Source organism: Rhodobacter sp. P2_H5 (genome assembly GCF_056403335.1).
In genome coordinates this window covers 160,051-183,038 of sequence record NZ_JBFUFS010000005.1, presented here as the reverse complement: position 1 = coordinate 183,038, position 22,988 = coordinate 160,051, and the positions used below count along the sequence as shown (strand labels likewise).

At 65.4% G+C, this 22,988-nt stretch carries 18 protein-coding genes; 8 read left to right on the top strand and 10 right to left on the bottom strand.

What is annotated here, in order from left to right; genetic code table 11:
* Both AC1DVR_RS08775 and AC1DVR_RS08770 read right to left on the bottom strand, forming a co-directional pair.
* The gene (locus tag AC1DVR_RS08775; RefSeq protein WP_478000174.1) at positions 1-1,086 is read right to left on the bottom strand and encodes an ABC transporter permease; all 1,086 of its coding nucleotides are present in this window, start codon (positions 1,084-1,086) and stop codon (positions 1-3) included.
* The gene (locus AC1DVR_RS08770; RefSeq protein WP_478000173.1) at positions 1,076-2,620 is read right to left on the bottom strand and encodes an ABC transporter ATP-binding protein; all 1,545 of its coding nucleotides are present in this window, start codon (positions 2,618-2,620) and stop codon (positions 1,076-1,078) included. Before AC1DVR_RS08770 ends, AC1DVR_RS08775 begins: the two co-directional genes overlap by 11 nt.
* 447 nt (positions 2,621-3,067) lie before the next feature.
* Between AC1DVR_RS08770 and AC1DVR_RS08765 the strand changes: the two genes are divergently transcribed.
* Positions 3,068-3,550: a nucleoside deaminase gene (locus tag AC1DVR_RS08765; RefSeq protein ID WP_478000172.1), complete on the top strand. Its 483-nt coding sequence runs from the start codon at positions 3,068-3,070 to the stop codon at positions 3,548-3,550.
* Positions 3,551-3,600: 50 nt separating this feature from the next.
* Positions 3,601-4,182, top strand: coding sequence for an NYN domain-containing protein (locus AC1DVR_RS08760; RefSeq protein WP_478000171.1), 582 nt, complete (start codon positions 3,601-3,603; stop codon positions 4,180-4,182).
* Positions 4,183-4,344: 162 nt separating this feature from the next.
* Here the strand turns inward: AC1DVR_RS08760 and AC1DVR_RS08755 are convergent, their stop codons facing one another.
* From AC1DVR_RS08755 to AC1DVR_RS08735, 5 genes are all read right to left on the bottom strand, one after another.
* Positions 4,345-4,740: a hypothetical protein gene (locus tag AC1DVR_RS08755; protein WP_478000170.1), complete on the bottom strand. Its 396-nt coding sequence runs from the start codon at positions 4,738-4,740 to the stop codon at positions 4,345-4,347.
* A gap of 271 nt (positions 4,741-5,011) precedes the next feature.
* Positions 5,012-6,301, bottom strand: a complete 1,290-nt coding sequence (locus AC1DVR_RS08750) for an amidohydrolase family protein (RefSeq protein ID WP_478000169.1) — start codon at positions 6,299-6,301, stop codon at positions 5,012-5,014.
* Between the two features lie 154 nt (positions 6,302-6,455).
* Positions 6,456-7,373, bottom strand: coding sequence for a xanthine dehydrogenase accessory protein XdhC (gene xdhC, locus AC1DVR_RS08745; RefSeq protein WP_478000168.1), 918 nt, complete (start codon positions 7,371-7,373; stop codon positions 6,456-6,458).
* Positions 7,366-9,645, bottom strand: a complete 2,280-nt coding sequence (gene xdhB / locus AC1DVR_RS08740) for a xanthine dehydrogenase molybdopterin binding subunit (RefSeq protein ID WP_478000167.1) — start codon at positions 9,643-9,645, stop codon at positions 7,366-7,368. The genes xdhC and xdhB overlap by 8 nt, the downstream gene beginning before the upstream one ends.
* Positions 9,642-11,150, bottom strand: a complete 1,509-nt coding sequence (locus AC1DVR_RS08735; protein WP_478000166.1) for a xanthine dehydrogenase small subunit — start codon at positions 11,148-11,150, stop codon at positions 9,642-9,644. Before AC1DVR_RS08735 ends, xdhB begins: the two co-directional genes overlap by 4 nt.
* A gap of 221 nt (positions 11,151-11,371) precedes the next feature.
* Here AC1DVR_RS08735 and dnaE point away from each other — a divergent pair, with 221 nt between their 5' ends.
* Both dnaE and AC1DVR_RS08725 read left to right on the top strand, forming a co-directional pair.
* Complete coding sequence (gene dnaE, locus AC1DVR_RS08730) at positions 11,372-14,800, top strand: DNA polymerase III subunit alpha (RefSeq protein WP_478000165.1); 3,429 nt, start codon at positions 11,372-11,374, stop codon at positions 14,798-14,800.
* 336 nt (positions 14,801-15,136) lie between these two features.
* A complete protein-coding gene (locus tag AC1DVR_RS08725) occupies positions 15,137-15,409 on the top strand; it encodes a hypothetical protein (RefSeq protein WP_478000164.1) in 273 nt (90 codons plus the stop codon).
* Positions 15,410-15,454: 45 nt separating this feature from the next.
* On the opposite strand, the gene AC1DVR_RS08720 is transcribed toward AC1DVR_RS08725, so the two are convergent.
* Positions 15,455-15,655 (bottom strand): SlyX family protein, encoded by a 201-nt coding sequence (locus AC1DVR_RS08720; RefSeq protein WP_478000163.1) that lies wholly within the window; start codon positions 15,653-15,655, stop codon positions 15,455-15,457.
* Between the two features lie 145 nt (positions 15,656-15,800).
* Here AC1DVR_RS08720 and hisS point away from each other — a divergent pair, with 145 nt between their 5' ends.
* From hisS to hisG, 3 genes are read left to right on the top strand one after another with little or no spacing between them, the layout of a single operon-like run.
* Positions 15,801-17,288 carry a histidine--tRNA ligase gene (gene hisS, locus AC1DVR_RS08715; protein ID WP_478000162.1) on the top strand — a complete coding sequence of 496 codons (1,488 nt, stop codon included), beginning with the start codon at positions 15,801-15,803 and terminating at the stop codon, positions 17,286-17,288.
* The gene (locus tag AC1DVR_RS08710; RefSeq protein WP_478000161.1) at positions 17,285-18,403 is read left to right on the top strand and encodes an ATP phosphoribosyltransferase regulatory subunit; all 1,119 of its coding nucleotides are present in this window, start codon (positions 17,285-17,287) and stop codon (positions 18,401-18,403) included. The genes hisS and AC1DVR_RS08710 overlap by 4 nt, the downstream gene beginning before the upstream one ends.
* A complete protein-coding gene (gene hisG, locus AC1DVR_RS08705; RefSeq protein WP_478000344.1) occupies positions 18,400-19,077 on the top strand; it encodes an ATP phosphoribosyltransferase in 678 nt (225 codons plus the stop codon). Before AC1DVR_RS08710 ends, hisG begins: the two co-directional genes overlap by 4 nt.
* An 80-nt stretch (positions 19,078-19,157) precedes the next feature.
* Here the strand turns inward: hisG and AC1DVR_RS08700 are convergent, their stop codons facing one another.
* Both AC1DVR_RS08700 and AC1DVR_RS08695 read right to left on the bottom strand, forming a co-directional pair.
* Complete coding sequence (locus AC1DVR_RS08700) at positions 19,158-20,027, bottom strand: DMT family transporter (RefSeq protein ID WP_478000160.1); 870 nt, start codon at positions 20,025-20,027, stop codon at positions 19,158-19,160.
* Between the two features lie 36 nt (positions 20,028-20,063).
* Positions 20,064-20,489, bottom strand: a complete 426-nt coding sequence (locus AC1DVR_RS08695) for a DUF1489 family protein (RefSeq protein ID WP_478000159.1) — start codon at positions 20,487-20,489, stop codon at positions 20,064-20,066.
* 158 nt (positions 20,490-20,647) lie between these two features.
* Between AC1DVR_RS08695 and AC1DVR_RS08690 the strand changes: the two genes are divergently transcribed.
* Positions 20,648-22,924 (top strand): adenosylcobalamin-dependent ribonucleoside-diphosphate reductase, encoded by a 2,277-nt coding sequence (locus AC1DVR_RS08690; RefSeq protein ID WP_478000158.1) that lies wholly within the window; start codon positions 20,648-20,650, stop codon positions 22,922-22,924.
* The last annotated feature ends 64 nt before the right edge of the window (positions 22,925-22,988 follow it).

Genomic DNA, 22,988 nt, shown 5'->3' with positions numbered 1-22,988 from the left:
TCAGACCCCCGCCTTGGTTGCATGTTTGGCCGAAGGCACCAGCTTGACCCGGTAGCGCACCAGAATGTCGCTCGCCAGAATGAAGAACAGCATCATCGCCTGGAAAATCCCCGCCGTGGAGTTCGGGATATGAACCGAGGTCTGCGCCATCTGCCCGCCGACGTAAGTCACCGCCAGAACCGTCCCGGCCAGCAGGCATCCCAGGGGGTTCAACCGGCCAAGGAAGGCCACGATGATCGCGGTAAAACCATAGCCCGAGGCGAAGCCAAGGTCGATCTTGTGCAAGACGCCGGCAAACTCCAGCCCGCCCGCCAGCCCCGCCATGGCGCCGCTCAACGTCAGCGTCGCCCAGATCGTCCGCTTGGCATCAAACCCGCCATGCCGCGCCGCGATAGGGGAGGAGCCTACGACCCGGACCTGATAGCCGAACTCCGACCGCGCCATGATCACCCAGAAGACGAAGGGCAGGATGAGTGCCACCAGCACGCCCAGATGCACGGTCGAACCGGGCCAGACCGGTAGGCTCTGGCTGTCGGCCAGGGGCGCCGTCGCCGGGAAGTTGCGGCCGTTGGGGTCTTTCCACGGGCCGCCGACCAGATAGCCCAGCACCTGCAACGCGACATAGGTCAGCATCAGGCTCGACAGGATCTCGTTCACGTTGAACCTTGTGCGCAAAAGCGCCGGGATCGCCGCCCAGACCCCGCCGCCGATCACCCCGGCGAGGATCATCAGCAGCACGACGAAGAACCCGCCGGTCTGTCCAAAGGCGATGCCGACCCCCGCCGCACACAGCGCGCCGATGACATACTGCCCCTCGGCCCCGATGTTCCAGACCTGCGCCCGGTTGCCGATCGCCAGCCCCAGCGCGATGATGATCAGGGGCGCGGCCTTCAAGGCCACATCCTGCCATTTGTAGCTGTTGAGCAGGGGCGACAGGAAGATATCCACCACCGCCCGGAAGCCATGGATGCCGATCAGGTCAAAGACCACGATCCCGATCAGCATGGTCAGCACGACCGAGGCGACCGGCGTGATCACCAGCATCGCCATCGAAGGCTCGCGGCGTTTTTCCAGCTTAATGCGCATGGGCGAGGTCTCCGGTTGCGGTTTCGCCGTGGATGCCGCCCATCAACAGGCCGATCTCGTCAATCTTCGCATCGGACACCTTCATCGGCTTGGACAGACGCCCGCCGTTGATCACGGCCAAGGTGTCGCAAAGGCTGAGCAATTCATCCAGATCCTGACTGATCACCACGATGGCCGATCCGGTCGCGGCAAGGTCCACCAGGGCCTGATGGATGGCCGAGGCCGCGCCCGCATCCACGCCCCAGGTCGGCTGGCTGACCACCAGAACCTGCGGCTTTTGCAGGATCTCGCGGCCCATGATGTATTTCTGCAAATTCCCGCCCGACAGGCTTTCGGCCATGGCCCCCGGCCCGGTGGCCTTGACGGCAAAGGCCTCGATCACCTCGCCGGCATAGGTCCGCGCCGCCCTGGGGTCGATCAGCCCGGCCCGCACCATGCCCAGACGGTCCCGCGCGGTCAGGATCGCATTGTCGGCAAGGCTGAAGACGGGCACCGCGGCATGGCCATTGCGCTCCTCGGGCACCGAGGCGACGCCCTTGGCCCGCCGGTCACGCGCCTTCATCTGGCCCAGTTCGGCGCCATCGACGCTGACGCAATCGGCCTTCACATTGGGCTCCTCGCCCGACAGGGCCAGCAAAAGCGCGTTCTGCCCATTGCCAGCAACGCCGGCGATGCCGAAAATCTCCCCGGCGCGGACGGTAAAGCTGATGTCCTTCAACGCCGTGCCGAAAGGCCCGTCGGCGGGCATCGACAAGGCCTTGACCACCAGCTTGGCCGGACCAAAGGCGCGCCCGTCGCCACGCTGAATGTCCTTCAGACTGCCGCCGATCATCTTTTCCGCCATCGAGCGGCTGGTTTCCACCTTCGGATCGCAGGTATCGACCAGCTTGCCACCCCGCAGGATGGTCGCCGTGTCGCACAGGGCTTTGATCTCATGCAGTTTGTGGCTGATATAAAGGATCGAACACCCCTCCGCCGCCAGCTTGCGCAGGACCACGAACAGCTGTTCCACCTCCTGCGGGGTCAGGACCGAGGTCGGCTCGTCCATGATCAGAAGCTTGGGGTTCAGCAGCAGCGCGCGGACGATCTCGATCCGCTGGCGTTCGCCCACCGACAGGGTGGAGACGATGCGGTGCGGCTCCAGCTTCAGCCCGTACTGGCCCATCACGGCGAGAATCTTGCTTTCCAGCTCCCGCGCCGGGATCTTGGCATCCATGCCAAGGGCGATGTTCTCCAAGACCGTCATCGCCTCGAACAGGCTGAAATGCTGGAAGACCATGCCGATGCCAAGCTTGCGGGCGGCCTTGGGGTTGGCGACCGTCAGCGGCTGGCCATCCCAGCGGATCTCGCCCTCATCGGGCTGCATGATGCCGTAGATCATCTTGACGAGGGTGGATTTGCCCGCCCCATTCTCGCCCAACAGGGCATGGATCTCGCCCGGTTTGACCGAGAAGCTGACATGGTCATTGGCCAGAACCCCGGGAAACCGCTTGGTGATGCCGGTCAGCTGAAGGCGGGCGTCAGGGCTTTGCATCGGCACTCCGTGGGTCAGGGCAGGTCGTGAAGGCCCGAAGGCGCAGGACTTGGGCAGGGTCGGAACGGGTCAGGGATTGAAAAGTGATGACCAAAGCCGACGTTCTTGTATATGTAGCCGGAATTTGAAGCAGCTTCATGAAAGCGGTACAAGTCGGCACGGCCCGGCGCCGCCCTTCCGCCGCTGTCCCGCCAAAGCCATGCTTTTCCCAAGAAAATCCCCCGAAAGCCGCTGGTTCAGCCGTCTTTTGCGGCTGTTTTCTGCGGCAAGGGTAGACCGGAACCCCGCCGCGAAACAAGGTCTTCCCGCGGACGCCTCGTGATATCTGCCCAAGTTGAGGGCAATTGCCCGAAATCCGGGCGCCCGCAGTTTGGCGCCACGGATCGCCGGACTTGCCAGAGGCGGCAAAGGCGGCAAATCTTGCCAAAACCCCGAAGGGAGACACCCATGCCCGCAGCCGAACTTGACCACGAAGCCTTCCTGCGCCGCGCCATCGCCGAATCCGCCAAGGCGCGGGAGGCGGGCAACCATCCTTTCGCCTCGATCCTCGTCGGGCCGGATGGAACCGTGCTGATGACCCAGCACAATGCCTATATGCCTGACCATGACATGACCGGCCATGCCGAACGCGTGCTGATGACCCGCGCCTCGACCACGCTGCCGATGGAACTGCTGAAGGAGTGCACGATCTACACCTCCGCCGAGCCCTGCGCGATGTGCGCCGGGGCGATCTACTGGACCGGGCTGAAGCGCGTGGTCTTCGGCCTGACCGAGAAGGATCTGAAAGCCATCACCGGCGACCACCCCGAAAACCCGACCCTGGACCTGCCCTGCCACGTCGTCTTTGCCGCCGGCCAGCGCCAGGTCGAGGTGATCGGCCCGATGCTCGAGGCCGAAGCCGCCGCGGTCCACGAAGGCGCCTGGGATTAGGCAAGATGGGCAATATTGCCCATCCTGCGGTTGCATGCCAAGCTTGATGGATGATTGTCCCGTTTCTTCTTCTGGTGATTTCCCTCGCAGGCCTGCTGTGCGCATGGGCCGGCTACCTGCCGCCGGACCGGATCTGGCTCTCGGCGCTTGGCATCCTGGGCAGCCTCTTTGTTCTGCTGGTCCGCGCCCGGTCGCGGCGCCCGGTGCCGGCCCCGTCCAAGGCCCGCTGGATCATGGTCGACGGCTCCAACGTGATGCACTGGAAGGACGGCACGCCGCAGATCGCCACGCTGCGCGAGGTGCTGGACCGGCTCGCCGCCCTCGGCTTCACCCCCGGCGTAGTGTTCGACGCCAATGCCGGCCACAAGCTGGTCGGCCGTTACCTGCATGACCATGCCCTGGGCCAGCTGCTGGGCCTGCCCGAGGAGCGCGTCCTTGTGGCCGACAAAGGCACCCCGGCAGACCCCCTTCTCCTCGCCTCGGCCCGCGATGCGGCGGCGATGATCGTCACCAACGACCGCTACCGCGACTGGGCCGAGACCCATCCCGAAGTCGCCACCCCCGGCCACTTGATCAGGGGCGGTTATCGGGATGGCCAGCTCTGGCTCGATCTGGAGCGGGGGGCGCGGTAGTCAGGCGCAAAACCCGCCGCCGCATCCAGCTTTTCCGGTCTGCCGTCCAGATACAATGGCCCGATCCTTGGGGCGCTGCGGGCGATAATCTTGCCGCAGCGGATGGCGGCGGGTTTGATGGGATTGAGGCACAGCGCCTGGGCCGGGACGCGCGCAGGCTTTCTACCCAACCGTTGGGCAGGACGCCTTGTAGTCCGCTTGCGCCACAGAAAGGCCCTCTGCGCTGTAGTGGCCTGCGAGCATGTGATACATTGCAGGCGCAAGCTGGGCAGGATCCTGATCCACCCCGATTTCCTGGTGAACAAAGTCGGCCCAGGCATATCTCTCAGCCGGGCATGGCATGCAGTCGCCCCGTTTCAAAGCCTGCTGAAGAACGGCTGTCACGTAGGCCAGGGTCGCGTGGCTTTTGTCCCTATCCATGCCACCCCGCCCAACAAACGCACTTGGGATGTCGATGGGTTTGCAGTGTTCATCCGACTGTGGCGAAGCCACGCCGGCTTGCGCAAGCGTTGAAAAGGCCAGTAGAGAAGCGGTCAACAGAGCTGTGCGGGTGGCCATGGCAATCCCTCCAAAGACAGTTCAGCCGATGCGGGGGGCGGGCGTCGCGCATCTTCGGCTCACTCAATAAACGATATCAAATCAATATCTTGCCCGTCGATCTTCATATCATTTCCCTTCTCCCTCTCCGCGATTCGTCAAATCATGGTTAACGCAGCCTTTTTGCCCCGCGCGTAGAGACGGAAGGAAGACCGAAGCAAGACGCAAAGCAGACCGAGGTTTTGCGTCCAGGGCAAAGGATTAACCCAACGCCCGCAAGGACTTGGGTCCCTCAATACTCCGGCGCAAAGCCCGTTGCGGCGTCGACGGCCCCCGGTCTTCCCTCCAGAAACAACTGCCCGATCCTTGGGGCGGTGCGGGCGATGATCTTGCCACGACGGATCACCGCGAGTTTCACCGCTTTCAGGCGCAAAGCCTCGGCCGGGTCGCGGGCCTGCAACAGGACGAGGTCGGCGTGGCAGCCCGGGGTCAGGCCATAGCCCTCCAGCCCCATGGTCTTGGCGGAGTTGGTGGTAATCGCCTGAAAAATCGCGGATTTCTCGTCCAGACCGGCCATTTGCGCGACATGGATCGCCATATGCCCGACCTCCAGCATGTCGCCCGAGCCCATCGAATACCAGGGGTCCATCACGCAATCATGCCCGAAGGAGACGTTGATCCCCGCCGCCATCAGCTCCTTCACCCGGGTCATGCCGCGCCGCTTGGGATAGGTGTCGTGGCGGCCCTGCAGCATGATGTTTATTAACGGATTGGGGATAACGTTCATCTCAGCCTCGGCGATCAGGGGGATCAGCTTGGAGACATAGTAATTGTCCATCGAATGCATCGAGGTCAGGTGCGAACCTGCGACGCGGCCCTGCAGGCCAAAGCGGACGGTCTGCGCGGCCAGGGTTTCGACATGGCGGCTCATCGGGTCGTCGGTCTCGTCGCAATGCATGTCCACCGGCAGGCCGCGGTCGGCAGCGATCCGGCACAGCGCCTCGACCGAGGCGCGGCCGTCTTCCATCGTGCGCTCGAAATGCGGGATGCCGCCGACGATGTCGACGCCCATATCCAGCGCCCGGTTCAGGGAGGCGACGCCCTCTTTGGCGCGGTAATAGCCGTCCTGCGGGAAGGCCACGAGTTGCAAATCAAGGTAGGGGGCGACCAGGCGTTTGACCTCCAGCATCGCCTCGACCGTGACCAGACGCGGGTCGGAGGTGTCGACGTGGGTTCGGACGGCCAGCAGGCCCTGCGTGACGGCGAGGTCGCAGTATTTCAGGGCGCGGGAGACGAGGGCCTCGACGGTGAGAGAGGGGCGCAGTTCGCCCCAAAGCGCGATACCTTCCAGAAGCGTGCCGGAGCGGTTCATCCGGGGCAGGCCAAGCGACAGGGTCGCGTCCATGTGGAAGTGGGGGTCGATGAAGGGCGGGGTGACGAGGCGGCCGGTGGCGTCGATTTCCGTGGCCGCTTCGGCGTCGATCCTTGGGGCGACCTCGGCGATTTTGCTGCCTTGGATGGCGATGTCTTGGGCTTTGCGTCCGTCGGGCAGATTGGCTTGGCGCAGGATCAGGTCGAACATGTTTGGCCCCTTGGGTTTGGCCTGACTTTGCGGGGATGGCTGGGCCGCGTCAAGCCGGGATTGCACGCATGCAAGGTCTGGTAGTACGTTGATATTGCTATGTTTTTCTGAAATCCTTCATCTTTTGTTACCCCGCGGGTGCGCCTTGCACAGCTCAGCGGGCCCGCGCCGCGACCTCGGGCCTTGCAGCCTTCAAGAAGGCGGTGGCGACGCCGAGGGCGATGGCTTGGGGATGTTTGCCAAGGGCGGGGTCGCCGATCGGGCAGGTGATGCGGGCGATCTCGGCGGGGCTATGACCCAAAGCGGTCAGGCGCGTGCGGAAGCGGGCCCATTTGGTGGCGCTGCCGATCAGGCCACATCGGGAAAAGCCATGATTTAGAAGGCGATGGCAGAGTTCGAGGTCGAGCGTGTGGGAAAAGGTCAAGATCAGATGCTCGGCATCTACGGGGGCGAGGGCCACGGCGAGGGCCGGATCGGGGGCGGGAAGGGTGGTGACGCCGGGCGGCAGCGCCTCGGGGAAGCGGTCGGGGGCGATGTCGATCCAGGTGATCGACAGGTCGGGCAGCGGGGCCATGACGGCGGCAATCGCGCGCCCGACATGGCCTGCGCCCCAGAGCCAGAGTTGGCGGGTCGGGGTCGCGAAAGGCTCGACCAGCCAGCCTTGCAGGAGTTGGGTTTGCGGCAGGATGCCTTGGGCGCGCGCCCGGTCCAGCAGGCGCTTGACCGCGAGGGGCATGGGGGAGCCGTCGAGGCTGCGGGCGAAAATGGGGCCCTGGGGGAGGGTTGCGGCCTCAAACACCTCGGTCACGAGGGTCACCGCGCCGCCGCAGCATTGGCCGAGCGCGGGGCCGAGGGGGATGCGGGTGGTTGTGGTTGTGGTGGCCTTGCGGGCGGCGAGCGTGGCCTGATGCTCCAAAGCGCCGCCGCCGATGGTGCCGGATTGTCCATCCGCCCAGACCAGCATGGCCGTCCCCGTCTCTCGCGGGGCGGAGCCGTCGTGAGCGGCGATCACCACGCGGGCCACCTTGCCATGGGCGTGGACGGCTTCGGTCAGGGCGGCGAGGTCAAGCATCGCGCAGCCTTGTAACGGCGGCCAGCACCCGCTCTGCCGTGGCAGGGGCGTCGAGGGCGGGATAGGCGGTGCCGCAGGCGGAAATGGCGTGGGAGAGGGCCATCAGGGCCGAGATTCCGAGGTTGAAGGGCGGCTCGCCCACGGCCTTGGACTTGCCCACGGTGTCCTCGATATTCGGGTCGGTCCAGAGGGTGACGTTGAAGATGTCGGGCCGGTCCGAGACGGCGGGGATCTTGTAGGTGCTGGGCGCATGGGTGGTCAGCTGGCCCTTGGCATCCCAGACCAGTTCCTCGGTGGTGAGCCAGCCGGCGCCTTGTACATAGGCGCCCTCGATCTGGCCGATATCCAGAGCGGGGTTCAGGGAATTGCCGGTGTCGTGCAGGATATCGACGCGCAGGATGCGGTTTTCGCCGGTCAGCGTGTCGATGACGACCTCGGTGATCGCGGCGCCATAGGCGAAGTAGAGGAAGGGGCGGCCCTGGCCCTTGATACGGTCCCAGGTGATCTTGGGCGTCGCGTAAAAGCCTGTGGAACTTAGGGAAATCCGCGCCTGATAGGCCCAGTTGACGGCGCGGGCGAAGTCGTAGGATTCAGCCCCGACACGGATCATGCCATCCTGGAAGCGGACGGTTTCGGGTTTGACCTGATGCTTTTCGGCGAGGAAGGCGGCGATGCGGTCGCGGATGGTGATGGCGGCGTTTTCGGCCGCCTTGCCGTTGAGATCGCTGCCGGAACTGGCGGCGGTGGCCGAGGTGTTGGGCACTTTGGCGGTGTCGGCGGCGGTGATTTTCACCTGGGCGGCGGTCAGGCCGAAGACCTGGGCGGTCACCTGGGCCACCTTCTGGTTCAGGCCCTGTCCCATCTCGGTGCCGCCGTGGTTCACGATGACCGAGCCGTCCTGATAGACATGGACCAGCGCCCCGGCCTGGTTGAGCCAGGTCAGGGTGAAGGAGATGCCGAATTTGACCGGGCTGACGCCGATGCCCTTTTTCAGGATCGGCGAGGCGGCGTTGAAGGCAGCAATGGCGGCCTTGCGCTGGGTGTAGTCGGCGGATTTCGTGAGGTTTGTCAGGATCTTGTCGGTGATGGAATCCTCCACCTCCATCCCGTAGGGGGTGGTTTGCGGCTTTGCGCCCATGGGGGCGTAGAGGTTGCGCTGCATGACCTCCACCGGGTCGAGGCCGAGGGTATGGGCGAGGTGGTCGATGACCCGCTCGATGCCGATCACACCTTGCGGGCCGCCGAAGCCGCGGTAGGCGGTGGCGGATTGGGTGTTGGTCTTCAGACGGTGGGATTCGATGCGGATGTTCGGGATCCAGTAGCAATTGTCGGCGTGCAGCATGGCGCGGTCGGCCACGGCGAGCGACAGGTCCTGGCTCCAGCCGCAGCGAAAGAGGTGCTGGAAGTCGACCGCGATGAGGCGGCCATTGGCATCGGCGCCGGCCTTGTAGCGGATTTTCAGGTCGTGGCGCTTGCCGGTGATCACCATGTCATCGTCGCGGTCGTAGCGCATCTTGCAGGGCTTGCCGGTGGCATGGGCGGCCAGCGCACAGGCGACGGCGAGGGCGTTGCCCTGGGATTCCTTGCCGCCGAAACCGCCGCCCATCCGGCGCATCTCGACCCGGACGGCGGACATCGGCAGGTGCAGGGCATGGGCGACTTTGTGTTGTATTTCCGTGGGATGCTGGGTGGAGGAGATGACATGCATGCCATCCTCCTGCGGGATGGCAGCGGCGACCTGGCCTTCAAGGTAGAAATGTTCCTGCCCGCCGACCTCGAAGCTGCCTTCGACCACGGTGTGGGCTTGTGCCATGGCGGAGAGGTCGCCGCGGGTCCAGAGGATCGGGCCCTGTTCAAAGCGGGAGTTGGCGGCGAGGGCCTCTTCGACGGTCAGGAGGGCGGGGAGGTCCTTGTAGGTGATCTTGGCGAGGCGGGCGGCTTTGCGGGCTTGCAGGTGGGTTTCGGCCACGACGAGGAAGATGGCCTGGCCGGCGTAATGGACGTGGCCCAGGGCGAGGAAGGGCTCGTCATGGGTGGAGGGGGAGGTGTCGGGCATGTCGGGAAAGTCGGCGGCCGAGAAGACGGCGACGACGCCGGGGGCTGCGCGGACCGGGGTGAGGTCGAGGCTGGTGATTTCGGCATGGGCATGGGTCGACAGGCCGAAGGCGAGGTGGAGCGCGCCCTGGGGCAGGGGAACGTCATCGACGTAGCGGGCCTGACCGGTGACGTGGAGGGGGGCGGAGTCATGCGGGAGGGCGGCACCGATGGTCATGGCTGCACCTCCAGCACGTTGACGGGGGTTCCGGCGAGGTCGTGGAAATAGCGGGTGAGCAGGTTCTGTGCGGTCTGCAGGCGGTAGGCGGCAGAGGCGCGCATGTCACTCAGGGGTTGGAAGTCGGTGGCGAAGGCGGGGAGGGCTTTGGTGACGGTGTCGAGCGTCCAAGGTTGGCCGGTGAGGGCGGCCTCGACCGCGGCGGCGCGTTTGGGGATGCCGGCCATGCCGCCGAAGGCGATGCGGGCCTCGGTCACCGTGCCACCTGCGAGGGTCAGGTTGAAGCAGCCGCAGACAGCGGAGATGTCCTGATCGAAGCGTTTGGAGATCTTGTAGCAGCGCAAATTCGGGGCGTTTTCGGGGATCGAGATCCCGGCGACGAATTCCGAGGGGCGGCGGTCTTGCTTGCGGTAGTCGAGGAAGAAGTTTTCCAGGGGGATCGAGCGCATCTCGTCGCCGCGGCGCAAATGGAGCGTGCAGCCGAGCGCGATCAGCGCGGGCGGGCCGTCGCCGATGGGCGAGCCATTGGCGATGTTGCCGCCGATGGTGGCGGCGTTCCTCACCTGGGTGGAGGCGTAGCGGCGCAGCATCTCGGCGAAGGAGGGGTGGAGGGGGAGGAGCGCCTTGCGCAGGGTCTCGATCGTGACACCGGCGCCGATGTGGCGCTGGCCGCCTTGACGCTCGATATGGGCCAGGTCCTCGATGGCGCCGAGGAAGGCCACGGGCGAGAGGTGGCGCAGCTGCTTGGTGACCCAGAGGCCGACATCGGTGGCGCCAGCGATCAGGGTGGCTTCGGGGTTCTGCAGATACCAGTCGGCGAGGGCGTCACTGGTTGTGGGGCGGAAGACGGGGGGGCTGCTCGCCCCCGCCGTTGGAGCAGAGCCGGGGGGGCTACTCGCCCCCGCCGTTGGAGCAGAGCCGGGGGGGCTACTCGCCCCCCCGGGGCCCCCCTCGCCAAGGGGACTTTCCGTCCCCTTGGGAACCCCGGAGGATATTTGGGCCAAAATGAAAGGCTTGTCGGTTTGGAGCCAGCTGGGGATGGCGGCGGTCTCGGCGGCTTTGGCGGCGCGGATGATCGGGGCATAGCCGGTGCAGCGGCAGAGGTTGCCGGCCAGGGTCGTGTCGTGGTCGGTGTCGGCGTTCAGATGCGCGGTGGCCATCGAGACGACGAAGCCGGGGGTGCAGAAGCCGCATTGGCTGCCGTGGTGGGTGACCATCGCCTCTTGCACGGGGTGGGGTTCGCCTTTCGGGCCGGTCAGACCCTCGACCGTGCGGACGGCTTTGCCTTCAAGCTGCGGCAGGAAGAGGATGCAGGCGTTCAGGGCGCGGGAGCCGGTCTCATCCGTCACCATGACGGTGCAGGCGCCGCAGTCGCCCTCGTTGCAGCCTTCCTTGGTGCCTTTCAGGCCTGCGGTTTCGCGCAGGTGATCGAGCAGGGTCTGGGTCGGGTCCACGTCGGAGAGGTGGACGGGGGCTCCGTTCAAGAGAAACGCGATCTGAGCCATGATATGTCCTGCCGCTTTCCGTGCAATCCTTCAGGCCCCCCGATGCGGCGGAAAGGGGCCGGGCTTTGCGGGTGATTGAAGGACAGGCGGGGGGCCATGTCCAGCGGAACCTTTCACGCGGGCGCGAAAGCTCTTTCCGGCTTTGGGGGAGAATGGCGGGAAATTGGGCAAAGGCGCGGGCAGCGGTTTTCATTCGGGCCCCGGCTGGCTAGATTGCGGCGATGAGCAAGCCCCGATTCATCCACCTGCGCGTCCATACCGAACACTCCCTTCTGGAAGGGGCGGTTCCGGTCAAGAAGCTGATCAAGCTGGCCAAGGCGGCGGAGATGCCGGCGGTCGCCGTCACGGACACCAACAACATGTTCGCGGCGCTGGAGTTTTCCGTCAGCGCCCTGGGCGAAGGGGTGCAGCCGATCGTGGGCTGTCAGGTCTCGGTCACCTATGAGGTGGCGGCCCCAGGCGAGAAGGTGAAGGGGCCGGCGCCGGTGGTTCTTCTGGCGCAGAGCGAGGCGGGCTACCTCAACCTTATGAAGCTGAACTCCTGCCTTTACATCGACAAGGGCGGGGCCCTACCGCAGGTGACTTTGGAGGATCTGGACCGCCATGCCGAAGGGCTGATCTGCCTGACCGGGGGGGCGGACGGGCCCTTGGGGCGCATGGTTCTGGCAGGCCACCTGCCGAAGGCGCGGGCTTTGCTGGAGCGCTGGGCTGCGGCCTATCCGGGGCGCTTGTATGTCGAGTTGCAGCGCCATCCGGGGGAAGGTGGCGCCTTGCCGGAAGGGGAGGCCGCATCCGAGGCGGCGATGGTCGATCTGGCCTATGATCTGGGCCTGCCGCTGGTTGCCACCAACGACGTCTATTTCCCGAAGTCGGACATGTATCTGGCGCATGACGCGATGATCTGCATCGCCGAGGGGGCCTATGTTGACCAGACGCAGCCGCGCCGCCGCCTGACCGCCCAGCATTACTTCAAGTCGGAAGCCGAGATGGCGACCCTCTTCGCCGACCTGCCGGAAGCGCTTGAGAACACGGTGGAAATTGCGCAGCGCTGCGCCTTTGCCACCTACAAGCGCAAGCCGATCCTGCCGAAATTCGCCGATGACGAGGTGCAGGAACTGCGCCGTCAGGCCAATGAGGGGCTGCAGGCGCGGCTGGCGATCATTCCCCATGCTGTGACGCCGGAGGAATATCAGGCGCGTCTGGATTTCGAGCTGAACATCATCGAGAAGATGGGGTTTCCGGGCTATTTCCTGATCGTGGCCGATTTCATCAAATGGGCCAAGGATCATGGGATTCCGGTGGGGCCGGGGCGGGGCTCGGGGGCCGGGTCCTTGGTCGCCTATGCGCTGACCATCACCGACCTTGACCCTTTGCGCTATGCCCTGCTGTTCGAGCGCTTCCTGAACCCGGAACGGGTGTCGATGCCCGACTTCGACATCGACTTCTGCATGGATCGCCGGGAAGAGGTGATCCGCTATGTGCAGGAGAAATACGGACGCGAGAAGGTGGCGCAGATCATCACCTTCGGGGCCTTGCTGTCCAAGGCGGCGGTGCGCGACGTGGGCCGGGTTCTGCAGATGTCCTATGGGCAGGTCGACCGGCTGTCGAAGATGATCCCGGTCGAGGGGGTCAAGCCGGTTTCGATCACCAAGGCCCTGGCCGACGAACCCCGCCTGCGCGAGGCGGCCAAGGAGGAGGTCGTGGGGCGCTTGCTGGGCTTTGCCGAGCAGATCGAGGGGCTGTACCGCAACGCCTCCACCCACGCCGCGGGGGTGGTGATTGGCGACCGGCCCTTGGACGAATTGGTGCCCCTGTATCAGGACCCAAGGTCGGACATGCCGGCCACCCAGTTCAACATGAAATGGGTCGAAGCGGCCGGGCTGGTGAAGTTCGACTTCCTGGGTCTGAAGACGCTGACGGTGATCCAGAACTGCATGGAGCTTCTGGGCCTGCGCGGGATTTCCTTTGATATCAACCTGATCCCGCTGGATGATAAACCATCTTATGAACTTTACGCCTCGGCCAAGACGGTGGCGGTGTTCCAGGTGGAAAGCTCGGGCATGATGGATGCGCTGCGGCGCATGAAGCCGACCTGCATCGAGGATATCGTGGCTTTGGTGGCCCTGTATCGCCCCGGCCCGATGGAGAATATCCCGACCTATTGCGAGGTGAAGAACGGGCTGAAGGATCTGGAATCGATCCATCCGACGATCGACCATATCCTGAAGGAGACTCAGGGCATCATCGTTTATCAGGAACAGGTGATGCAGATCGCCCAGGTGATGGGCGGCTATTCCCTCGGTGGGGCCGACCTTCTGCGCCGGGCGATGGGGAAAAAGATCGCTGAGGAAATGGCGAAAGAGCGGCCCAAGTTCATCGAGGGCGCCTTCAAGACCCATGGCGTGCCGAAGGAGAAGGCCGGTGAGGTCTTTGACCTTCTGGAGAAATTCGCCAATTACGGTTTCAACAAGAGCCACGCGGCGGCCTATGCGGTGGTGAGCTATCAGACCGCTTACCTCAAGGCCAATTACCCGGTCGAATTCATGGCCGCCGTGATGAACTGCGACTTGCACCTGACCGACAAGCTGGCGGTCTACAAGCGCGAGGTCAACAAGCTGGGGATCGTCACGGTGGCGCCCTCGGTCAACACCTCGCTGGCCAAGTTCACCGTGCGGGACGGCAAGGTGATCTATGCGCTGGGTGCCTTGAAGGGCGTCGGGGTCGAGGCGATGCAGCTGATCGTGGCGGCGCGCGGCGCCAAGCCCTTCGCGACGCTGTTCGATTTCGCCCGAAGGGTGGACATGAAGCGCGTGGGCAAGCGCCCGCTGGAAATGCTCGCCCGCGCCGGGGCTTTCGACGAGCTGGACCAGAACCGCGCCCGGGTGTTCGAAGCATTGGATCCGCTGGTCGCCTATTCGGCGGCGATCCATGAGGCAAAGGCCTCCAACCAGGTCTCGCTGTTCGGCGACAGTGGCAGCGACATCCCCGAGCCGCGCCTGCCCTTCCGCGACGACTGGCTGCCGGTGGAGCGGCTGGGGCAGGAGCATCAGGCGATCGGCTTCTACCTGTCGGGCCACCCGCTGGACGATTACATGTCGGCGCTGAAGCGCAAGGATGTGAAGACGCTAACCGAGATCACGGCGCTGGCCGAACGGGGGCCTTTGGTGGCCAAGATCGCAGGCTCGGTCTCGGCCAAGCAGGAGCGCAAGTCGGCCAAGGGCAACCGTTTTGCCTTTGTCAGCCTGTCGGACCCGACCGGGCTTTACGAGGTGACGGTGTTCTCCGACACGCTGGAAGCGGCGCGCGACAACCTTGAACCCGGGATGAACGTGGTCCTGACGGTCGAGGCCAATCTGGAAGGCGACACGCTGAAACTTCTGGCCCGCGCCGCCCAGCCGATCGACCAGGTGGCCGCCGATGCCGGGGCGCAGGCGATCCGCGTCCACCTGAACCGGGTGGAGGCGATCCCCTCGCTGGCCGCGCTTCTGGCCAAGGTCGAGGGGCGCAACAAGGCGCAGATCACGCTGTGCGTGCCAGATGACCAGGGCCGCGAGATTGATCTCACGCTGCCAGAACCCTATCCCCTGACCCCGCAGATCCGCGGTGCCATCAAGGCGATGAGCGGCGTGGTCATGGTGGAAGAGGTCTGACGGTTTCCCCGGGCTGCGACCCACTTTGCGATCATATTTGTCATTGCAATCCGATGGTTGAGAAAAACCTCCTCCGGGTCAAGTCCGCTTGAAAATGAACCGCTTCGGGCGCAAAATATGCGGACTTGCTCACGTCACACGAACTTAGGGGAGGAACACATGGTTATTGTAAATCGTCGGTCTGCCCTTGCATTCGGTTCTGTTGGTCTGGCAACCGCTGCGGCATCGCCGCTTGTTCTGCTTTCCGCGCCGGCTTGGGCCGATTTTGCCCCGACATACGGGCCCACCGATGGGGTCGAGGTCAGCCCGGGCGTACGCTGGGTGCAACTGGGTGAAGTGGAATCCCAAATCGACGCCTATTCCAAAGTCATGTTCGGCGATGCCATCTATCAACCGGGGGCGATTGACCCGATCGATCAGCCGGTGATGGAAACCGACATGTTCTGCTACATCCTGCAGAGCGACTTCGAGATCACGAAGAAGGGTCTGGCGCCCTATATGGTCAAGCAGGGTCAGGCCTACACCTGCGGCAAGGGCAAAACCGACCGTGGCCACAACGTCGGTGCCGGGGTCGGCATCATGCGGGTTTCGATGCTGATGCCTGCCTAGGCCCACCCGTTCCGAAGCCGGAGGGCGGAAGACCCTCCGGCGACCTCACCAATGCGGCGGGCGCACATTGGCCTCCGGGGCGCCGCCGCCGGAGGCTTCGCGCTCGGCCTCACGCTCGGCCAGAAGGCCCACGAGCCGGGTCAGGCGGTCGATCTCGCGGCCCTGGGCTGTCACCATGTCGGACAGATCCTCCACCGCGCGGATCAGATGTGCCGCCTTTTCCTCCAATGCCTCAAACCGGTCCATCTTCTTGCCCCTTCATTCAGACCCAAATATCCCGCGGGGGTCCGGGGGTGTGAAACCCCCGGCTGCCTGCCAAAGGCGCCCCCGCGGTCCTTGAAGCGCGCCCGCCCCTCCGCTATGGAACCCCCAACCAGAGAAGGGGCTACCCATGGCACAGGACAAACCCGCCCGCCGCCCGCGCGCCGAAACGCCGAAGGGCTTTCGCGACTATTTCGGCGCGGAAGTCACCGAACGCAAGCAGATGCTCGACAAGGTGGCAGAGGTTTATCATCGCTATGGCTTTGACCCGCTGGAAACCAGCGCTGTCGAGACGGTCGAGGCGCTGGGCAAGTTCCTGCCCGACGTGGACCGCCCGAACGAGGGCGTCTTTGGCTGGCAGGATGAGGATGCCGATTGGCTGGCGCTCCGCTATGACCTGACCGCCCCTCTGGCACGGGTCGCGGCGCAGTATCGCAACGATCTGCCCTCGCCTTACCGCCGCTATGCGATGGGGCCGGTCTGGCGCAATGAAAAGCCGGGTCCGGGGCGGTTCCGCCAGTTCTATCAATGCGACGCCGACACCGTTGGCGCGCCCTCGGTGGCTGCCGATGCCGAGATTTGTGCGATGCTGTCCGATGCCTTGGAGGCCGTGGGGATCGACCGGGGCGATTACGTCGTCAAGGTCAACAACCGCAAGGTTCTGAATGGCGTGATGGAGGTGGCCGGCGTGCTCGACCCCTCCGACCCGACGCGGTTCTATGAGGAGCGCGGCATCGTCCTGCGCGCCATCGACAAGATTGACCGGCTCGGCGATGCAGGCGTGCGCGCGCTTCTGGGCGAGGGGCGCAAGGACGAGAGCGGCGATTTCACCAAGGGCGCGGGGCTGTCGGCGGAGCAGGCCGAGGTCGTGATGGGCTTCACCTCGGCCCGGCGCGACAGTGGCGCCGCCACCGTGGCGCGGCTGCGCGAGCTGATCGGGGCTTCGGCGCTTGGCGCGGAAGGCGTGGCGGAGCTGGAGACGATCGCCGAACTGCTGGACCGGCAGGGCTATGGCGCGGACCGGATCCTGCTGGATCCGGGCGTCGTGCGGGGCTTGGGCTATTACACCGGGCCGGTGTTCGAGGCCGAGCTGACCTTTGAAATCTTCGACGAGAAAGGGCGCAAGCGCTCCTTCGGTTCGGTCGCGGGCGGCGGGCGCTATGACGATCTGGTCAAGCGCTTTACCGGGCAGACGGTGCCGGCCACGGGCGTCTCGATCGGGGTGGACCGGCTTTTGGCTGCTCTGCACGCCAAGGGTCGGGTCTCGGTCGACACGGCGGGGCCGGTGGTGGTCACCGTGATGGACCGCGAGCGGATGGCCGATTACATGGGGATGGTGGGCGAGCTGCGTCAGGCGGGGATCCGGGCGGAGGTTTACCTCGGCAACCCGAAGAACTTCGGCAACCAGTTGAAATATGCCGACAAGCGCCAGTCGCCCATCGCGGTGATCCAGGGCGGCAACGAGGCGGAGAAGGGTGTGGTCATCCTGAAGGACCTGATCCTTGGCGCCCAGATCGCCCAGAACGCCACGCTGGAGGAATGGAAGGACCGCCCCGCCCAGGTCGAGGTGCCGCGCGGCGATCTGGTCGCGGCGGTGCGGCGGATGCTGGCGCAATGACGGTCCGGACCGAACCCGCGAAGGCGGCGGTCCGCGCCGAGGCGGAGCGGATCTTCGCGGCCTTTCAGGCGGCGGGCGCGGTGCCGGTCGAGGCCGATATCCTGCTGCCGGCGGGCACGCTCCTCGACCTTTACGGCGAAGATATCCGCGCGCGGGCCTACGTCACCACCGACCCTTTGCGTGGCGAGATGATGTTGCGCCCCGACTTCACCGTGCCGGTCGTGCAGGCCCATATGGCCGACGGGGCGGAGCCCGCGCGCTACTGCTACCGGGGCGAGGTCTTCCGCAAGCAGGATCACCTCGGCAACCGCGCCAGCGAGTATATCCAGGTCGGCTTCGAGGTCTTTGACCGCGAGGCGCCGGAAGCGGCGGATGCCGAGGTTTTCGCCCTGTTCCGCGATGCCCTGGCCGGGCTGCCGCTGCGGGCGGTGACCGGGGATATCGGCATCCTGATGGCCGCCGTGCGCGGCCTTGACACGACCGCGCGGCGCAAGGCCGCCCTTCTGCGTCATATCTGGCGGCCGCAGCGTTTCCGCGCCCTGCTCGACCGCTTTTCGGGCCGGGCGGCCATGCCCGCGGCGCGCAGCGCCTTGCTGGAACGGTTGGCGGCGGGCTCGCCTGCGGCATTGATCGCCAGTGCGGGGCCGATGATCGGCTTGCGCAGCGCCGAGGAAATCGCGGCGCGGGCCGAGGCCCTGCTGGAGGATGCCGGTGCCGCGCCGATCTCGGCGCTGGAGGCGGCGATGCTTTATGACCTTTTGCAACTGCAGGCCCCGGCTGGCGCGGCCCTGACCCATTTGCGCGGCATCTCGGCCCATCTGCCCGCCATCGTGCCGGCGGTGGACCGCTTTGCAACCCGGCTGGAGGCTTTGGCCGGGCATGGGGTCGAGGTCAAGACCCTCGCCTTCGAGGCGAGCCATGGCCGCACCGCGATGGAATACTACGACGGCTTCGTCTTCAGCTTTGTGGCCGGATCGCTCGGGGGTGAGGATGTCGTGGCCTCGGGCGGGCGATACGATGCCTTGACGGCGGTCTTGGGGCAGGGGCGGTCGATCCCGGCGGTGGGCGGCATCGTGCGACCTCACCTTGTGGCGGCTTTGCGGGGAGAGGTCTGATGGTTAAGATCGGGGTGCCATCCAAAGGCCGGTTGATGGAGAAGACCTTCGAATGGTTCGGGGCGCGGGGCCTCAAAATGGCCAAGACCGGGTCGGAGCGCGAATATGCCGGCGTCGTCGAAGGCGTGGACGGGGTGGAACTGGTCATGCTCTCGGCCGGCGAGATCCCGAGGGAACTGGCGGCGGGGCGGATCGATCTGGGCGTGACGGGCACCGACCTTGTGCGCGACAAGCTGGCGGATTGGGACCGGCAGGTGTCGGAAGTGGCGGCCCTGGGCTTTGGCCATGCTGACCTCATCATCGCGGTGCCGGTGGCCTGGATCGATGTCGACACGCTGGACGATCTGGACGCTGCGGCGGCGGCGTTCCGGGCGAAGCACGGCTTCCGGCTGCGGATTGCGACGAAATACCACCGTCTGGTGCGCGATTACCTGACGGCAGAGGGCGTGGCGGATTATCAGCTGGTCGACAGCCAGGGGGCCACCGAAGGCACGGTCAAGAACCTGACGGCGGAGGCGATTGCCGATATCACCTCCTCGGGGGAGACCTTGCGGGCCAATCACCTGAAGGTGCTGAGCGATGCGGTGATCCTGCAAAGCCAGGCGATGCTCTACCGCTCGGCTGCGGCGCAGGGGGCGGAGGTTTCGGCGGTTTTGGGCAAGATCGGCTTCTGACGGCTTGCTTGGCCGGCGGCCGGGGGCTGTCTGCCCCCGGACCCCCGAGGATATTTATGGACCAATGAAGGGGGCGGGGGTCAGCCCTTGCGGCTGGCCATTGCGACGCCGGTGGCAGCGAGCGCCATGCCGAGCCAGCCCAGGGGGGGCATGACCTCGCCCAGCAGGGGCCAGGCGAAGAGGGCGGAGAGCGGCGGGACGAGGTAGAAGAGGGCGGAGACGCGGCTGACCTCGCCCACGCGGATCATCGCGAGGAGCAGGCTGAGCGCCAGAAGCGAATTGCCGAAGATCAGATAGGCCATGACCCAGATGAACTGCGGGTCCCAGTCGATCTGCAGATTCTCGGTGAACAGGGCCAGGGGCACGGCGAAAAGCGCGCCCACGCCGTACTGGATCAGGTTGGCGGTGACCGGATGGTGGCTGACGCCGAATTTCTTCTCATACAGCGTGCCGCCGGTGATGCCGAGCAGGGCGAGGACCGTGCAGGCCAGGCCAAACGGGCTTTCGGCGGCGATTTTCGAGCGGGCGAGGATCACCACGGCGGCCCCGGCGAGGCCCAGGGCGAGGCCGATCCAGCCTTTGCGCGAGACGGTTTCCCCCACCAGATAGGGCGCAGTCAGGGCCACGAGGATCGGCTGCAGGCAGACGATGATCGAGACCGCGCCCGCCGAGACTCCGCTTTTGAAGGCGACATAGCAAAGCGCGAAATAGACGATCTGGATCAGGAAGCCCACGACGGCGATGTCCCAGGCCGCGCGCCAGGTTTTCGGCAGCGGGGGGCGCAGGATCAGGGCGATCGGGATCAGGAGCACCACCAGCAAGACATAGCGCAGGGCGAGGATCGTCAGCGGCTGGGCATGTTGCAGGCCCAGTTTGGCGATGCCAAAGCCCGCCGACCACAGAAGCAGGAAGATGAACGGGGCGGCGACGAGCCAGAGGGGGCGTTTCATCCCGCCTGTCTGCCAGCCCCGCTCGCCAGGTTCAAGTCAGCGCAGGCCGATTTCAGCCAGCGCCAGGGCCAGGGCCGGGGGCAGCACGTCGTCCAGCGCCCGCCCCTTGGGCAGATCGGGCGGGCAATCCTCGGCGGGGAAATAGCGCCAGCCCTGGAAGGGGCGGCGCGGCGCGGCCTCGGTGCGGATCACCTCGGGGTCGAGGAGGATGCCGCAGCGCAGGATGCCGTCGGCGCCCTCGACCCTCTCCAGCCCGACGATGGCCTGGCGGGCGAGGATGACGCCCTTGATCACCCAGTAGAGCGAGCCGCCGGGGACGATCTCGTCCTCGCGTTTCGGCCACATGCGGGTGACGTGGCGGCGCACCCCGCCGGGGCGGGTCGAGGGGTTGGCATGATGCCAGGCGATGAGGTCTTCGACCGAGTCGCAGCCGACGCAGAGTTTCAGGATGTTGAGTGCCATGGCCCTATCATAGGGCCGATCCGCGCGGCCTCAAGGCTTGGCGGAGAAGGTGGCAGCCAGCCGAAACAGAATGTGATATCGTCTTGCCGAGGCCGCGCCGGGGGCGTATCTGGTGTATTCCTCTGACCCTCCCCACCATACATCGATAAGGTTCCGCCATGTCCTCATTTTCCGCCCCCATCGCCGAGCAGATCTGGGACATGAAATACCGCCTGAAAGAGGCCGATGGCAGCGCCGTCGATGCTTCGGTCGAGGACACCTGGCGCCGGATTGCAAGGGCTTTGGCCGTGGTCGAAAAGGACCCGGCGGTCTGGGAAGAGCGGTTTTATGGCGCTTTGGAAGGGTTCAAGTTCCTGCCCGCCGGCCGGATCACCGCCGGGGCGGGCACGGGCCGGGCGGTCACCCTGTTCAACTGCTTTGTGATGGGCACGATTCCCGATACGATGGCGGGGATTTTCGACGCGCTGAAAGAGGCCGCGCTGACCATGCAGCAGGGCGGCGGGATCGGCTATGACTTCTCCACCATCCGGCCGCGCGGCGCCGAGGTGAAGGGCGTGGCGGCGGATGCCTCGGGGCCCTTGAGCTTCATGGATGTCTGGGATGCGATGTGCCGGACCATCATGTCGGCAGGCTCGCGCCGCGGGGCGATGATGGCCACGATGCGCTGCGACCACCCGGATGTGGAGGCCTTCATCGAGGCCAAGAAGGATCCGGCCCGGCTGCGGATGTTCAACCTGTCGGTGCTGATCACCGATCCCTTCATGGCGGCGGTCAAGGCCGACCAGCCCTGGGAATTGCAGTTCGAGGGCAAGGTCTACAAGACCCTGCCGGCGCGCGATCTGTGGAACAAGATCATGCGCAACACCTATGATTTTGCCGAGCCGGGCGTGATCTTCATCGACCGGATCAACAAGGCCAACAACCTGTCCTATGTCGAACAGATCGCCGCCACCAACCCCTGCGGCGAGCAGCCCCTGCCGCCCTATGGCGCCTGCCTTCTGGGCAGCATCAACCTGCCGACGCTGGTGTCGGGGGCCTTTACCGCCAAGGCGAAGCTGGATGTGACGGCGCTGGACGATCTGGTGCGGATGGCGATCCGGATGATGGACAACACGGTCGATGCCAGCCGCTTCCCCTTGCCGCAGCAGGAGGCCGAGGCGCAGGCGAAACGGCGGATCGGGCTGGGGGTCACCGGGCTCGCGGATGCCTTGCTGATGGTGGGCCTGCGCTACGGCTCGGCCGAGGCGGCCAAGCAGACCGAGGTCTGGATGCATGCGATCGCGCGGGCGTCTTATCTGGCCTCGGTTGACTTGGCACAGGAAAAGGGTGCTTTCCCGCTGTTCGACGCGGAGCCCTATCTGTCGAGCGGCAACATGATGGCGATGGATGCGGATGTGCGCGATCTGGTGGCCAAGCATGGCATCCGCAACGCGCTGCTGACCTCGGTCGCACCTACGGGCACGATCAGCCTTTATGCGGGCAATGTCTCCTCAGGGATCGAGCCGGTCTTTGCCTATGCCTATACCCGCAAGGTCCTGCAGAAGGACGGCAGCCGCACGGAAGAGGAGGTCGTCGATTACGCCGTCCGCCTGTGGCGCGAGCTGCACGGCGATGCGCCTTTGCCGGATTACTTCGTGAATGCGCAGACGCTGCCTCCGCTGGACCACGTCCGGATGCAGGCGGCGGCGCAGAAGTGGATCGATTCCAGCATCTCCAAGACCATCAACTGCCCGGAAGACATCAGCTTTGAAGCGTTTCAGGAGGTCTATATGGCCGCCTGGGATCAGGGTTGCAAAGGTTGCACCACCTATCGGCCCAATGCGGTGACGGGTTCGGTCCTGACGGTCAGCGAAAGCTCGGACAAGACCCCGGCCGAGGCGCCGCAGACCACCAAGGGTGCCGAGGTGGTCTATTTGTCGGACCCGCTCGACCGGCCCTCGGCGCTGGAGGGCAATACCTACAAGGTCAAGTGGCCGGGCAGCGAACATGCGCTGTACATCACGGTCAATGACATCGTGATCGCGGGGCATCGCCGGCCCTTCGAGGTCTTCATCAACTCCAAGAACATGGAGCATTTCGCCTGGACCGTCGCCTTGACGCGGATGATCTCGGCGGTGTTCCGGCGCGGCGGGGATATCTCCTTCGTCGTCGAAGAGCTGAAGGCGGTGTTTGATCCGCGCGGCGGGGCCTGGATGGAGGGGCGGTATATTCCGTCCATCCTCGCGGCGATCGGCGGGGTGATCGAGCGGCACCTGATCACCATCGGCTTCATCGCGGGCGAGGGACTGGGGCTGAAGTCCGACCCCAAGGCCGAGGTCATGGTGATGGGACAGGCGCCGCGCGGGCCGGCCTGCCCGAGCTGCGGCTCTTACGCCTTGCAGATGAAGGAAGGCTGCATGACCTGCAACGACTGCGGCCACAGCAAATGCGGCTGACGGCGGCGTGAATCCATGCATCGCCCGGCAGAACTGCCGGGCGACATGAGAAATTCTTGGAAAA